Here is a 13,461-nt window from a genome sequence, read left to right as displayed (position 1 = left end):
CCGGGTTGACGCTACGCCGGCGCCGCACGCCGCGCAAGCACTCTCACGACGAGCAGCTGACCGCGATGTGGCGTTCGCCCGGCGGTGGTTCCTCGGCGTAGGCGGCGTGCTCCGGCTGCTCGTCGAACGGATGGCGCAGGACGCGCAGCAGGCGCTCGGTCTCGCTGCTGCCGCCCCGTTCGGCCTCGGCGATCGCGCGCTGCGCCAGATGGTTGCGCAGGATGTATTTCGGATTGCAGGCATTCATGCGCGCGGCGCGTTCGGCGTCGTCGGACTGCTCGGCGCGCAGGCGGGCGCGGTAGTCCGGCAGCCAGGCGTCGAGCGCTTCCAGATCGAGGATGCGCGCGCGCAGTTCGGTGGCCGGGTCGTCGTCTGCGACGCGCACGCTGGCCAGCGCGCGCAGCGACAGCGTGAAATCGGCGCGGCCGCGGTGCAGCAGCGTCAGAAAGCGGTTGATCAGCGCAGGATCGTCGTCCTGCTCGTCGCGCAGGCCGAACTTGGCGCGCCACAGGCGGGTCATCGCCTGCGCATAGGCGTCCGGATAGCGGTCGAGAAGGGTCTGGCCGATCTCCGCCGCCTGTTCCGGGTCGTCCGCCAGCAGCGGCACGCAGGACTGGATCAGGCGCGAGCAGTTCCAGTGACCGATCGCCGGCTGCCGGTCGTAGGCGTAGCGGCCGCCGGGGTCGGAGTGGTTGCAGACGTGGCCGGCGTCGAAGCCGTCGATGAAGCCGTAAGGGCCGTAGTCGAGCGTCAGGCCGAGCACGGACATGTTGTCGGTGTTCATCACCCCGTGGCAGAAGCCGGCCGCCTGCCAGCGCGCGATCAGCTCGGCGGTGCGGACCGTGACGGCTTCGAGCCAGCGCGCGTGGCGATCGGGGCGTCCGCTCAACTCGGGGAAATGCTCGTCGATCACGTGGTCGGCCAGCGGTGCGAGGCGCTCGTGCTGTCCGCGGCTGTAGAACAGCTCGAAGTGGCCGAAGCGCACATGACTGGGCGCGACGCGGCAGATCACCGCGGCGCGTTCGACCGTCTCGCGTTGCACCGGATCGTCGGCGACGATCAGCGACAGCGCGCGCGTGCTCGGGATGCCCAGGTGGTGCAGGGCCTCGCCGGCGAGGTATTCGCGCAGGCTCGACCGGATCACCGCGCGGCCGTCGCCGAAACGCGAGTAGGGGGTTTTGCCGGCGCCCTTGAGCTGCAGATCCCAGGATTCGCCGCGCCGGTTGCGCACCTGGCCGAGCAGGATCGCGCGGCCGTCGCCGAGCTGCGGCACCCAGCCGCCGAACTGGTGCCCGGCATAGATCGTCGCGATCGGCTCGGCGCCGGGCAGCGGCCGGTTGCCGGCGAAGATCTCGATGAACCGCTGCGTCAGCAGCTGCGCCGGATCGAGGTCGAGCAGGGCGGCGACCTCGGTGTTGGCATGCAGCAGGCGCGGGTTCGTCAGCGGCGCCGGTTCGACGCGCGAGAAGTAGGCCTCGCCCAGACGGGCGTATCGGTTGTCGAGCGCCAGCGTGTCGAGGTCGCGCAGCGGCGCGATGCGGGGGTCTTCAGCGACATTCATGGGCTTAGTCTTACACTTCACCGATGTGCGATACACAGGTATTGATGGCCGGGGACGCGGTCTGGTTCGCCAAGAACTCGGACCGTGAGCCGTCCGAACCGCAGCCGGTCGTGCGCTATCCGGGGGTTTCCGGCGATGCGACGCCGCGGCTGCGCGTCTCGCACATCGAGATCGAGCAGGTGCCGGATCGCCACGCGACGATCCTGTCGCAGCCGGCCTGGTGCTGGGGCGCGGAGATGGGCGTCAACGACGCCGGCGTTGCGATCGGCAACGAGGCGATCTTCTCGACGCGCGCGAGCCTGGCGCCCGGGCTGCTGGGCATGGACCTGGTGCGCCTGGGCCTGGAACGCGGCGCGAGCGCGGAAGCGGCGATCGAGGTGATGACCGGCCTGCTCGAACGCCACGGTCAGGGGGGACCGGCCGGCTATCAGGACCGACGCTTCTGCTACGACAGCAGCTTCATCGTTGCCGACGGCCGCGGCGCCTGGGTGCTCGAAACGGCGGGGCGCAGCTGGGCGGCGCGGCGCGTGCAGACGCACGAAGCGATCTCGAATGCGTTGACCATCGGTTCGGACTACGAGCGCGGCTCCACCGATCTGCGCGACGCGCGCATCGATTTCGCGCGCCGTTTCGACACCCGCTTCATGCCGTACTTCGCGCGTTCGCACGCGCGCCGCGCCCTGTCGCTGCGCTGCCTGGACCGCGCCGGCGAGGGCGGTTTCGCGCGCATGGCCGCGCATCTGCGCATGCACGCGCGCGGCAACGAGGATCCGGCGGATGGCAGCAACGCCGATGTGTGCATGCACGCGGCCGGTCTGATCCGCCGCCACCAGACCACGGGTTCGATGATCGCGCGCCTGCGACCGGGCGATGTCGAGGTCCTGTTCACCGGCACCTCGGCGCCGTGCCTTTCGATCTTTCGTCCGGCCGCCTTCAGCGATGACTGGAGCGTGCTGACACCGGCGGAGCAGCGGATCGAGTCGCCGCTGTGGCGGCGTCACGAGTGGCTGCACCGCTGGGCGCTGGCCGACCGCGGCCTGCGCGAGCGTCTGCGGGCGACGCGCGACGAGGTCGAGCGGCAGATGTTCGCGTTGCTCGAACCCGGCGCGCACGGCGAGGCGCGCCACCGCGCCGACCGGCTCGCCGCGGCTTGGCACAAGGTGCTCTGGGAGTCCTTGGCGCAACTGCCTTCGCCGCGGCTGTCGCCGCACTGGCGCGGCTTGTCCGCGCGCGACGGCATCGATCCGGCGCGCGCCCCGCTGTGAACTGGGTTCAGATGCCCTGCGAGTAGGGGCGGATGCCACGCAGATCCTCGACGCCGTCCCGGCAGCCGCGCGCGAACTCCGCCGGATAGCTGTCGCAGATGCGCGGGTCGTCGAGGTTGCTGCTCTGCGCCCACTGGTAACCCTCGCTGTGGGTCTGGCAGTGCTCCCTGCAGGGACTTGCTTCGCTCATCGGCGCGAGGCCGCGGCCGCCGGCGCAGGCCGACAGCAGGCTGGCGAGCAACAGCGCGGCGGGTCGGAGGAGGCGTGTGCTGGAACGCTGGAACGGGATCATGGCTGCGCAGTGTACGCGGTGGCGTGACTAGCGAAAAAGCGCATCGTTCCCGTTGATCCAGGTCAGCGCGCCTGCGTCAGCCGCCTGCGATGCTGACACCGTGGTCGAGTCAGCGGTTCTCGCCACGGCTCTCCTCCACGCCAGGCACTGTCTCTCCCCCGACGTCTGGCGTCCTCGCGCGGCGGTGTCCTGCACCGCCGCGTTTCTTGTCGGGGAAAGCGCTCAGCCGTCGAGGAAGCGCACACCGGTCAGGTCTTCGGACAGTGCCCACAGCCGCGCGCCGGCGGTTGCATCCCGCGCCGCCGGACGACAGCCGACCTTGCGCGGGAAGCCGCGCAGCTGCCGCCAGCCATCCGGGCCGATGTAGTCGCCGCTTTGCACGTCCGGCGCAGTCGCCGCATACAGGGTCGGCAGCGCGCCGCGGTCCGCCGGCTGGCTGAACAGCAGATTGCCCAGCTGCATCGCCCAGCGGCCGACCGTCGAGCGCGCCTGGGCGGGGCCGACGAACATCAGATTGGTCGCCGAATAGCCCGGATGCGCGGCGGCCGCGGTGACCGCGGTCCGGCGCTGGCGCAGGCGCCGGTCGAGTTCGAAATGGAACATCAGATTGGCGAGCTTGCTCCGGCTGTAGGCGTCCCACTTGTGGTAACGGCTGCGCTCGAAGTTGAGGTCGTCGAGGTCGAGTCCGCGCGTCCAGCGGTGCGCGAGGCTGGCGACGTTGACGATGCGCGCCCCCGGCGTCGCCTGCAATGCCTCCAGCAGCAGGCCGGTCAGCGCGAAATGGCCGAGGTGGTTGGTGCCGATCTGCATCTCGAAGCCGTCGCGGGTGCGCTGCAACGGCAGCGCCATCACGCCGGCGTTGTTGATCAGGCCGTCGAGGCGCTCGTTGCGCGCAAGCTGCGCCTGCGCGAACGCGCGCACCGTGGCGAGATCGGCCAGATCCAGCGTCGCCGCCTCCACCCGGGCGTCGGGCACGCGGCGCCGGATCGCCGCGAGTGCGGTCGCGGCCCGGGCCGGATCGCGGCACGCCATCACCACCTGCGCGCCTGCGGCGGCGAGGCCGGCGCTCGTTTCCAGGCCGAGGCCACTGTTGGCACCGGTGACGATGAAGCGCTTGCCGTGTTGTGGCGCGATGTCGGCGGCGGTCCATGCTCGTTCCATCGGTGCGGCTCCCAGCGAGTGCGCGGCTACAGCGTAGCGCGGCGCGCGCCGCTACGATGTCAGCCGATGACGCAACCGCTGCCGCGCAAGATCATCCATGTCGATATGGACGCCTTCTACGCGTCGGTCGAGCAGCGCGACGATCCGCTGCTGCGCGGCCGGCCGGTGGTCGTCGCCTGGCGCGGCGCCCGGTCGGTGGTCTGCGCGGCGTCCTACGAGGCGCGGCGCTACGGCGTGCGTTCGGCGATGCCGGCGCTGCGCGCCGAGCGCCTGTGCCCGGACGCGGTGTTCGTGCCGCCCGATTTCACGCGCTATCGCGCCGTGTCGCGCCAGGTGCGCGCGATCTTTCGGCGCCATACGGACCGGGTCGAGCCGCTGTCGCTGGACGAAGCCTATCTCGACGTCACCGACAACCGCCTGGGCCTGCCGTCCGCGACCGAGGTGGCCGAGTTGATCCGCCGGACGATCCGCGAGGAGCTGTCGCTGACTGCCTCGGCCGGCATCGCGCCGAACAAGTTCCTCGCCAAGATCGCATCGGACTGGCGCAAGCCGGACGGCCAGTTCGTGATCCGGCCGCGCGACGTGGAGGCATTCCTCGCGCCGCTGCCGGTCGGGCGCATCCCCGGGGTCGGCAAGGTCATGGAAGGCCGGCTGCTGCGGCTGGGCGTGCGCACCGTCGGCGAGCTGCGTGCACTGTCGGCGGCGACACTGGAGCGTGCGTTCGGGCGCTACGGCATCCGCCTGCATGAACTCGCGCGCGGCATCGACGACCGTCCGGTCGAGCCGGACCGGCCGGTGCAGTCGATTTCCACGGAAGACACTTTCGAACGCGATCTGCCGCTGACCGAACTGCTGCCGCACGTGCGTCGCCTCGCCGAGAAGACCTGGGCGGCGGCGCGCAGGACGCCGCGCGTCGGCCGCACCGTCGTGCTCAAGCTCAAGACCGCGGACTTCCAGGTGCTGACGCGCAGCCTGACGCCGCCGTCGCCGCCGCGGCAGGCGGACGAGTTCGTCGCGCTGGCGGTGTCGCTGCTGGAACGAGTGGACCGGTCGGCCGCGGAGCGTTACCGCCTGGCCGGGGTGGGGCTGGGCAACTTCAGTGAAGCGGACGATCCGCGCCTGCAGCCCGACCTGTTCGCATCCGACCCGCCTATGCCGCGCGATTGATCTCGTCGATCTGGCCGTTGAGCGTCCAGTAGTCGTAGAGGATGCCGAGGCCAAGCAGGCCGATCGTGCACAGGTAGAGGATGCCGGTGATCCACTTGCCCATGTAGAAGCGGTGGATGCCGAACACGCCGAGGAAGGTCAGCAGCAGCCAGGCGACGGAGTAGTCGTTAGGGCCGGGCTGGTACCGGCGATCGGCGCTGCGGTCCATCGCCGGGATCAGGAACAGGTCGATGATCCAGCCGACGAGGAACAGGCCCAGCGTGAAGAACCAGATCGTGCCGCTGATCGGTCGGCCGTAGTAGAAGCGGTGCGCGCCCATGAAGCCGAAGATCCACAGGAGATAGCCGATGACCAGGCTGTGCGTGTTCCGTTGGTCGTTCATCTGTGATACGCCGCGTTGTGTCGATGGGTCATCGTAACCCGCGAAGAGTCGCCCTCAGGCCGCCCTGGCGACCCCGGAATAGACATAGGTCATCGGCCGCGGACCGGGCAGATAGTGCGCATCCAGCTCGGCGATGCGGAATCCGCCGGCTTCGATCAGCGCGGGGATGTCGCGGTTGAGGTGGCAGCCGCCGGCGAGCGGTTTCCACAGCGGCGTCAGGCGGTTCTGCCAGCCGCGCACCGCCGGCTCCGGCGCCAGGCCGTGTTCGCAGAACAGCAGCTCGCCGTCCGGCTTGAGGACGCGGCGCATTTCCACGAGTGCCGGCACCGGATCGGGAATCGTGCACAGCGTGAAGGTGGTGACCACCGTGTCGAAGCTGGCGCTGTCGGCGCCGATGCGCTCCAGTTCCAGCGGCACCATCTCGACCGGGATCGCGATGCCGGCCGCGCGCCGGCGCGCCTTGGCCTGCATCTCGGCGGACGGATCGACGCCGAAGATGTGGGTGACTCTCGAAGGATCGTAGAACGCCAGATTGAGTCCGCTGCCGATGCCGATCTCCAGCACGCGGCCGCGGGCGCGCGGCACGATCTGCGCGCGTGCTTTCATCACATCGCCCATGCCGCAGGCGCAGTCGATCAGGTGCGGCAGGATGTGACGGTCGTAGAAGCCCATGAGTCGGTTCGCATGCTGGCGGGAGCGCGAAGTGTGCCGCCCCGGGGTCTCAGGCGTCGAGATGCTCGGCGATCGGTGCGATGCCGTCGGGGAGGGCGGCGACGCCGCCCAGGCGGTTCCACGGCTGCAGGCAGCCGTGGAAGTCGGACGCGACCGAGCCGGCCAGCCCGTGTTCCCGCGCCTCGCGCGCGCTGGACTGGATCTCGGCGGCAGCCGAGTTGCCACAGCAGACCTCGATGCCGTCGCCGCCCAGCGCGCGGAACTGAGCGAGCAGGCGGCCGCGTGCGCTCGTGCCCAGCGTATAGCGCCGCGGATGGGCGAGCACTGCGAGCCCGCCCGCAGACTTGATCCAGTCCAGCGCCTGATCGAGTTCGGCCCACTGCGTGGCGACGTAGGCCGCCTTGCCGTTGGCCAGATAGCGGCGGAAGGCGCGCTTGGCGTCGCGGCAGATGCCGGCGTCGATGAGCAGGCGCGCGAAGTGGCTGCGCGTGATCTGGCCGCCGGCGGCCAGCGCCTCGGCGCGCGCCAGGGCGTCGGCGACGCCCAGGCGTTCGATCTTCGCCGCGACGGCCCGAGCGCGCGCCGCGCGGCGTTGCTGCAGCAGCGCGAGTCCGTCGTGCAGCGCGCGGGCAGTCGGATCGATGCCCAGGCCGACGAGGTGCAGCGTGCGCCGCTCCCAGGTCACGGACAGCTCGACGCCCGGCACCAGGTGCAGGCCGTGACGGCGCGCTTCCTGCTGCGCCGCTTCGATGCCGGCCACGCTGTCGTGGTCGGTCAGGGCCAGCATGCGCACGCCCGCACCGGCGGCCCGGGCGACCAGCGCGGCGGGCGTCAGCTCGCCGTCGGAGGCGGTGGAATGCGCATGCAGATCGACCGTCGATCCCGCGCGGGCGGTGGCCTCAACCATGCAGCGGTGCCGGCGGCCGCGGCTGCGGATCGTACCAGTAGGTGCGTGCCGACTCGTGCAGTGCGTGGCGGCGCGTATTGTCCGGCAACCAGCGCTGGTGCGAGGTCGCGGCGCGGATCAGGAAATCGAACAGCGTGAGGTGTTTGCGCAGGATGCGCTGGTGCCGGTGCGGGGCGATCGGATTGAAGATGCCGAGCATCGAGAACGCCTGCGCCGGGCGCTTCTTCACCCACAGCCACGAGCCCATCTCCAGCGTCAGCGGAATGAAGCGGCGGCTGCCGCGCGCCCGGCTGCGGTCGTAGAGGTAGTCCCACAGGTCGCCGTGCGTGGTGTAGCGGCGCGCCTGCGGCTCGATCAGGTAGAAGTGGTGGTAAGGATGCGCACTGTGGAACAGGTTGCGCAGCGTGTAGATGTCGGCGAGGCAGTCGATCGGCTGGCGGCTGCGCGCGTAGGGAAACCAGATGCGGTCGGTCATGCCGAAGCCGGAATGGCAGTCCAGCGTCAGGCTGAAGCGGTGCGGCAGCAGGCGTTCCTCGACGACGCGGCACAGCGCCTGTGCCTCGGGCTGCATGTCGGCGTCGCGCCGGCCGCGGTACCAGGGCAGCAGCGGCGACAGGCGCTGGCCGCCGAGCGGCCACGGCACGCTGTGATCGGCCTCGACCGGCGCGTTGCGCATCAGATCGACGCCGGACGGGTTTGCGCGTGTCCGGCGGCGCATGCCGCCGGGGTTGACCACCGGCATGAACACCAGGCGGACGCGGCGCAGCGTCTCATGCAGCAGCTCGTCCCATTCGAGGCGTTCGACCAGGCTCTGCAGATAGGCGAGCAGCACGTGCGAGCCGATGCGCTCGACGCCGTGGACGCCGCCGAAGAATCCGACTGCCGGCACCTCCGCAGCCGTCGCGCCCAGTTCCAAGCAATACACCGGCAGCCGTTCGCGGCCGGCCGCGACCTCGTGGACGATATCGCTGCGCAGATGGCGGCCGGCGCGCCGGATCAGCGACTGGATGGCTTCGAGTTCGGGATTGTCGCCGCCGCTGAACGGGCTGTGGAGGACGTGCGCCATCGCGCGATCATAGCGGCGATGGCCGCACGCCCGTGTGACAGTTCAGGACGCGTCGGGACTGGCGTCCGGCTTGCGTCTCGACGGCGTGCCGATCACGGTGCGGGTCACTTCTCCGGCCGCCTTGTTGACGCCGCGGATCGTGCCATAGACGGCGTCCGAGATCAGGTCGTGCGTCTGCCGCACGATGCGGGTGGCGTCGCGCGTGACCGGGATGGCTTCGAGGATGCCGAAGGGGATGCGCGAGATGCCCCGATGCACGGCGCGCACGGTCGCGGTGCCGGTGTCGATCGCGGTCTCGGCGAGCCGCTGCGCGCCGGCGAGGCGGTTCTGCATCTCGCGCAGCCGCCGCGCCTCGATCAGCAGGGCCGCGTCGCGGCGCAGCTGCGCGGCGTCCTGTTCGACCGCGCGCTCGAACGCCCGCACGCGCCGGGCGGCGAGCGTCAGCGCCGCGGCCGCGCCGAGAATGAGCGCCAGTTCAAGCCAGGCCATGGACCTTGACGTCGGCCTGCACGCCCTTTTCGCTGAGCTCGGTGCGCAGGATCGCGGCGGTCTTCTGGTAGACGATCCGGCGGATCAGGTTGGGGGCGATCGTGCTGATCGGTCCGGCGAACTCGGATTCCTGCGCCGCCAGCTCGATGGGATTGAGGATCTCGATGCTGATCACGGCCGTGCGCTGCTGGGCCAGCAGCTCCGCGGCATCGGGCGGCAGCCGGCCCCAAGTGCCGGCCAGCGCGCGGTGGTCCTCCTGCAGCGTCGCCAGCAGCGCGCGGTAGCGGCCGAGCCGGCGCCACAGCATGATCAGTCCCGCCGCGAGGATCAGCAGCAACGACAGGTTGATCCAGTGCATCGTCCGCTCCGGCTAACTGCCGGTACGTTACCACGCTGCCCGGACGTCCCGGCATCAGTCGCCGAAATGCAGGTGTGCGTCCACGCCGTCGCGCGGCGGCAACTGCAGATACCAGCCGACCGCACGCAGCCGCTCGATCACGGTGCCGACGTCGGCGCGCGCGAGTCGCCGCCGCGGGTGCAGCGTCAGTGCCATGACGGGCGAGAGCCGGCCGGTGCGCTGCAGCAGCTCCGCCGGCAGGTGCTCGGTCGTCAGGTCCGCGCGCAGATAGACGTACATCTCGTGCTGGCGGCTGCAGCGATACACCTGGCAGTCGATGGGCGCTGGTGGCGGAATCTCCGATGACACGGTGGGCGATCAGCGGGCGCCGAGCACGGTGGCGGCCTTGTCCAGATCCTTGGGCCGCACCCAGAACACGGCGCCGTAGCGGTCCGCGCCCGCGGCGATCGCATCCACCGCCGTGATGTTGATGCCGGCCTTGCCGAGCTTCTCCGCGAGCTTGCCCAGCGCACCGGCACGGTCGCGGCCCTGCGCGAGAAAGCCGGTCTTCTTCTTCGACAGCTTCCAGCCGTAGCGCCGCGCGACCGCTTCCAGTTCCGCCGAGTCCTGCGGGATCAGTTCCACCTGCGAGCCGCCGGCACCGGCCGGGAACGCGGTCAGGGCCAGCAGGTTCACGTCGTGCTTCTTGAGCGTCTTGAGCAGGTGGGCACCCTCGCCGGGCCTGTCGTTGGCGTGCAGCACATAAGTGTTCACCTTGCGGATGCCCTTGGCCATGTGAGTCCCCATGCGTGTGTGCCCGGACGGCGACCGGACGAGCATACTCCGCTGCGGCCGCCGGCGCGGCGCATTGATGTCGGTCAGTGACGGTTCATCGGACGGGTAGAAGATTGAACGTAATGGTGCCGGTCGAGGGAATGACCGGCGGCCGGGCCGCCGCCAGACGGCCGGTACCCATGAACAGGAATCGAAGCAGGAGGAAAGCCGTGAGCATGAACAAGAGCATCGGCAGCGCCTTGGTGGCGCTTGCCTTGGTGGGCTGCAACAGCGGCAACGACGGGCCGGCACGGCTGTCGATCGCCATCACCGATGCGCCCGTCGATTCGGCCGATGCGGTGGTGGTGACTTTCACCGGACTGCAGCTGCTCGACAGCGGCGGCGGCGTGCGCCAGAGCTTCACGTTCGACCCGCCCAAGAGCATCGACCTGCTGCAGTTGCAGGGGCAGCAGAGCACGTTCCTGGTGGAAGGCGAGGCCGTGCCGGTCGGTGTGTATGACCAGGTGCGCCTGATCATCGATACCGCGAATGCCAGCTGCAACAACCTGACCGGCGACTATGCCTCCTACATCACGATCGACGGGACCGACTACCCGCTGATCGTGCCGAGCGGCGGCGCGTCCGGGCTCAAGGTCATGGGACCGATCACGGTGGCCCAGGGCGGCACCGCCTCGTACACGGTCGATTTCGACCTGCGCAAGTCCATCGCCGAGCGCGGCGCGACCGGCTGCTACAACCTCCGGCCGGTGCTGCGCGTCGTCGATAACGCCCAGGTCGGCACGCTGGCCGGCACGGTGGACGCCGGCCTGTTGCAGCAGGCCGGCTGCACGGCCGATCCGGTCACCGGCGCCGGCGCCGCCGTCTATGTGTACAGCGGCAGCGGCGTCGTGCCCGACGATGTCGATGGCGCGTTCCCGGAACCGCTGACTTCCGCCTTGCTGGCGCCCAAGGACGATGGTTCCGGCGACTTCGGCTATGCGGTCGGCTTCCTGCTCGCCGGCGACTACACCGCTGCGCTGACCTGCCAGGCCGGTGACGACACCGCCGAAGCCAGTGAGAACATCGCCTTCAGCGGCACCACGGACGTCGCCATCGCCGCGGGCCAGACGACGACGCGCGACTTCACGCTGGGAGCCCAGCCGACGGCCAGTCCCGCGCCGACCGCGTCGCCCGAGCCGACGGCCAGTCCGGCGCCGACCGCATCGCCCGAACCGACGGCGAGCCCGGAGCCCACCGAGACACCCGAACCCACCGCGACGCCGGCATCGACGTCCTGACGTCGATGCAGTCCGCGGAGCCGGCCCGCAGGGCCGGCTCTTTTTCGTTGCCGTGGCGACCGCGGCGTGCGTCTCTGATGCAGGTCAACGCACCGCAGGCGTCAATGCCGGACAGTGGCCTCACCTTCTCATGGAGCCGGACATGTCCCGACTCAGCGTTGCATTGCAAAACGATCTCAAACTCCTTGCGCTGCTGCGCGACGAGCTTGGACTCCAGGCCCATCTGTTCAAGGCGGAGATGCGCGACCGCTGGCAGGATCTCGAAGGCAAGTGGGACGTGCTCAAGGTGGCGGTCGCCAACGCCGAGAACGCTGGTGCCGATGCAGCGCGCGAGTCCGAGAGCGCCATCGGCCTGCTCGCCGACGCGCTGCGCAAGGGTTACGAGAACGTGCGCAAGTCCCTCGGCCGCTGACGGCCGCGCGACGCGGCCGAAAATCGAATATCGATAGGGCCAGCCGCTCTCAAAAATCCGTTCCCTGCGGGGGATGATTGGCCTAGCATTTCGGGCCTCATCCGCAGCTTCGGGACGGAACCATGGAGTCGGTTTTCTTGCAGGCGCTGGCCGGTGGCGTACTGATCGGCGTAGCGGCGTCGCTGCTCTTGCTGGGCAGCGGCCAGATCGCCGGCATCAGCGGCATCCTCGCCCAGCTGTCGCGTGGCGATGCCGGCGTGCGGCACTGGCGCGCGTGGTTCCTGGTGGGGATGCTGCTCGCACCGTGGCTGTGGCTGGGTGCCACCGGGCGCGCGCTGCCGGCTTCGCTGGATCTGTCCGTGCCGCTGTTGATCGGCACCGGCCTGCTGGTCGGCTTCGGCACGCGGCGCGCCAATGGCTGCACCAGCGGCCACGGTGTCTGCGGCCTGGGCAACCGGTCGATCCGCTCGCTGGTGGCGGTCGCCACCTTCATGGGCGTTGCCGCGATCACCGTGTTCTTCGTCCGCCACGTCATCGGAGTGGCCTGACATGCGCACGACCCTGTCCTTCGTCCTGCCCGCCTTCGCCGGCCTGCTGTTCGGCTTCGGTCTGATCCTGTCCGGGATGACCGATCCGCGGAACGTTCTCGGTTTCCTCGATGTGGCCGGTGCGTGGAATCCGGCGCTGGCCTTCGTCATGGGCGGTGCCGTCGCGGTGACCCTGCCGATGTTCGCCTGGGCACGCCGGCGCGGCCGTGCCCTGCTCGGCGCTCCGCTGGCCTTGCCGGACCGGCGGTCGATCACGCCCGGCTTGATCGGCGGCAGCGCGCTGTTCGGTCTGGGCTGGGGTCTGAGCGGGGTCTGCCCGGGGCCCGGATTCGTCCTGGCCGCCACCGGTTCGTGGCAGGCGCTGCTGTTCGTCGCGGCGATGGTCGGCGGCTTCTGGCTCAGCGATGCGCTGCAGGCGAATCAGCAAACGGAGTCCTTTCCAATCCAGAGATGAGCCTGAAGGGCGGGTCTGAGTGAGGGGCTGTCAGGCGGCGGGACGCTGGGCTTTGCTGATGGAAAGGAACAACTGATCCCGAGCCTGATTGAGGCGTCGGGCGGCGTCATTGTCGCTGACTGAGAAGGCGACGGCATCCAGAGTTTCGAAGCAGATGCCGTGCTTGAGGTACTGGCCGGCGTCGGGCAGCGACTTGAGCTTGTCGTAGGGCGTCATCATCTGCTCATAGCGATAGCGCTTGCGGATACGGCCTTTGGCGTCGACCTCTTCGGTGGGGAAGAAGCAGGGGCGGTGGAAGTTCAGATAGGGCGACAGCACGTTCTGGGCGAAGTCGTTGACGCGGGCGGCGAAGCGTCCCGGGATGTGGGCGTAGCCGAAGTGCTTGCGCACGACGGCGCCGTTCTTGGACTCGACCAGGGCGTTGTCGTTGCTGCGACGCGCGCGCGACTTGGTGAACTCCTGGACGTGGAGCTTGTTGAGCAGGGCACAGACGCGGTGATTGATGTACTCCGAGCCGTTGTCGGCATGAAAGCCCAGAACGGTGAAGGGGAAGCGCTCGATCAGGGCTTCGAGCACTGGCAGCAGGAAAGCCTCCGAGATGCGCTCGACCGAGCCGACGAACTGGAACTGGGTGACCTCGTCGACCAGATTGAGGTGATACAGGCCCTTGATGCCG

At 69.7% G+C, this 13,461-nt stretch carries 18 protein-coding genes and 1 pseudogene; 6 read left to right on the top strand and 13 right to left on the bottom strand.

The features are described from left to right. Positions 1-43 precede the first annotated feature (43 nt). A complete protein-coding gene (locus tag AAG565_RS03990; RefSeq protein WP_348818258.1) occupies positions 44-1,561 on the bottom strand; it encodes a protein adenylyltransferase SelO in 1,518 nt (505 codons plus the stop codon). A 44-nt stretch (positions 1,562-1,605) separates the two neighbouring features. On the opposite strand from AAG565_RS03990, the gene AAG565_RS03985 reads away from it, so the two are divergent. After that, a complete protein-coding gene (locus AAG565_RS03985) occupies positions 1,606-2,826 on the top strand; it encodes a peptidase family C69 (protein ID WP_348818257.1) in 1,221 nt (406 codons plus the stop codon). A 7-nt stretch (positions 2,827-2,833) separates the two neighbouring features. Here AAG565_RS03985 and AAG565_RS03980 read toward each other — a convergent pair whose 3' ends face one another. Beyond that, complete coding sequence (locus tag AAG565_RS03980; protein WP_348818256.1) at positions 2,834-3,118, bottom strand: hypothetical protein; 285 nt, start codon at positions 3,116-3,118, stop codon at positions 2,834-2,836. 222 nt (positions 3,119-3,340) lie between these two features. After that, a complete protein-coding gene (locus AAG565_RS03975; RefSeq protein WP_348818255.1) occupies positions 3,341-4,279 on the bottom strand; it encodes an oxidoreductase in 939 nt (312 codons plus the stop codon). 66 nt (positions 4,280-4,345) lie between these two features. On the opposite strand from AAG565_RS03975, the gene dinB reads away from it, so the two are divergent. Next, a complete protein-coding gene (dinB, locus tag AAG565_RS03970) occupies positions 4,346-5,446 on the top strand; it encodes a DNA polymerase IV (protein WP_348818254.1) in 1,101 nt (366 codons plus the stop codon). Here the strand turns inward: dinB and AAG565_RS03965 are convergent. The 9 genes from AAG565_RS03965 to AAG565_RS03925 all read right to left on the bottom strand — a co-directional run bounded on the left by AAG565_RS03965 (position 5,430) and on the right by AAG565_RS03925 (position 10,449). Next, positions 5,430-5,828 carry a TM2 domain-containing protein gene (locus AAG565_RS03965; protein ID WP_348818253.1) on the bottom strand — a complete coding sequence of 133 codons (399 nt, stop codon included), beginning with the start codon at positions 5,826-5,828 and terminating at the stop codon, positions 5,430-5,432. The two genes, dinB and AAG565_RS03965, sit on opposite strands and share 17 nt — an antisense overlap. 54 nt (positions 5,829-5,882) lie before the next feature. Then, the gene (locus AAG565_RS03960; protein WP_348818252.1) at positions 5,883-6,500 is read right to left on the bottom strand and encodes a class I SAM-dependent methyltransferase; all 618 of its coding nucleotides are present in this window, start codon (positions 6,498-6,500) and stop codon (positions 5,883-5,885) included. A gap of 49 nt (positions 6,501-6,549) precedes the next feature. Further along, entirely contained in the window at positions 6,550-7,407 is an 858-nt protein-coding gene (locus AAG565_RS03955; RefSeq protein ID WP_348818251.1) for a PHP domain-containing protein, read from the bottom strand. After that, positions 7,400-8,473, bottom strand: a complete 1,074-nt coding sequence (locus tag AAG565_RS03950) for a M14 family zinc carboxypeptidase (RefSeq protein ID WP_348818250.1) — start codon at positions 8,471-8,473, stop codon at positions 7,400-7,402. The genes AAG565_RS03955 and AAG565_RS03950 overlap by 8 nt, the downstream gene beginning before the upstream one ends. Before the next feature lie 42 nt (positions 8,474-8,515). Further along, positions 8,516-8,962, bottom strand: a complete 447-nt coding sequence (locus AAG565_RS03945) for a hypothetical protein (RefSeq protein WP_348818249.1) — start codon at positions 8,960-8,962, stop codon at positions 8,516-8,518. After that, complete coding sequence (locus AAG565_RS03940; protein ID WP_348818248.1) at positions 8,949-9,320, bottom strand: hypothetical protein; 372 nt, start codon at positions 9,318-9,320, stop codon at positions 8,949-8,951. The genes AAG565_RS03945 and AAG565_RS03940 overlap by 14 nt, the downstream gene beginning before the upstream one ends. 54 nt (positions 9,321-9,374) lie before the next feature. Continuing rightward, a complete protein-coding gene (locus AAG565_RS03935) occupies positions 9,375-9,668 on the bottom strand; it encodes a YcgL domain-containing protein (RefSeq protein ID WP_348818247.1) in 294 nt (97 codons plus the stop codon). A gap of 9 nt (positions 9,669-9,677) precedes the next feature. Next, positions 9,678-10,094 (bottom strand): hypothetical protein, encoded by a 417-nt coding sequence (locus AAG565_RS03930; protein ID WP_348818246.1) that lies wholly within the window; start codon positions 10,092-10,094, stop codon positions 9,678-9,680. A gap of 94 nt (positions 10,095-10,188) precedes the next feature. After that, positions 10,189-10,449 carry a hypothetical protein gene (locus AAG565_RS03925; RefSeq protein ID WP_348818245.1) on the bottom strand — a complete coding sequence of 87 codons (261 nt, stop codon included), beginning with the start codon at positions 10,447-10,449 and terminating at the stop codon, positions 10,189-10,191. Between AAG565_RS03925 and AAG565_RS03920 the strand changes: the two genes are divergently transcribed. The 4 genes from AAG565_RS03920 to AAG565_RS03905 all read left to right on the top strand — a co-directional run bounded on the left by AAG565_RS03920 (position 10,439) and on the right by AAG565_RS03905 (position 12,785). Further along, positions 10,439-11,371: a DUF4382 domain-containing protein gene (locus AAG565_RS03920; RefSeq protein WP_348818244.1), complete on the top strand. Its 933-nt coding sequence runs from the start codon at positions 10,439-10,441 to the stop codon at positions 11,369-11,371. The genes AAG565_RS03925 and AAG565_RS03920 overlap by 11 nt on opposite strands. A 142-nt stretch (positions 11,372-11,513) precedes the next feature. Beyond that, positions 11,514-11,783 carry a hypothetical protein gene (locus tag AAG565_RS03915; protein ID WP_348818243.1) on the top strand — a complete coding sequence of 90 codons (270 nt, stop codon included), beginning with the start codon at positions 11,514-11,516 and terminating at the stop codon, positions 11,781-11,783. Between the two features lie 122 nt (positions 11,784-11,905). Next, a complete protein-coding gene (locus AAG565_RS03910) occupies positions 11,906-12,331 on the top strand; it encodes a YeeE/YedE family protein (RefSeq protein ID WP_348818242.1) in 426 nt (141 codons plus the stop codon). A gap of 1 nt (position 12,332) precedes the next feature. After that, complete coding sequence (locus AAG565_RS03905; protein ID WP_348818241.1) at positions 12,333-12,785, top strand: YeeE/YedE family protein; 453 nt, start codon at positions 12,333-12,335, stop codon at positions 12,783-12,785. A 30-nt stretch (positions 12,786-12,815) separates the two neighbouring features. Here AAG565_RS03905 and AAG565_RS03900 read toward each other — a convergent pair. After that, a pseudogene (locus tag AAG565_RS03900) lies at positions 12,816-13,461 on the bottom strand (integrase); the annotation flags it as partial.

The sequence above is a fragment of the Fontimonas sp. SYSU GA230001 genome, from assembly GCF_040066175.1.
GTDB lineage: Bacteria > Pseudomonadota > Gammaproteobacteria > Nevskiales > Nevskiaceae > Solimonas.
The sequence above is the reverse complement of the archived record's forward strand: the minus strand, read 5'-3'. Positions and strand labels throughout refer to the sequence as shown.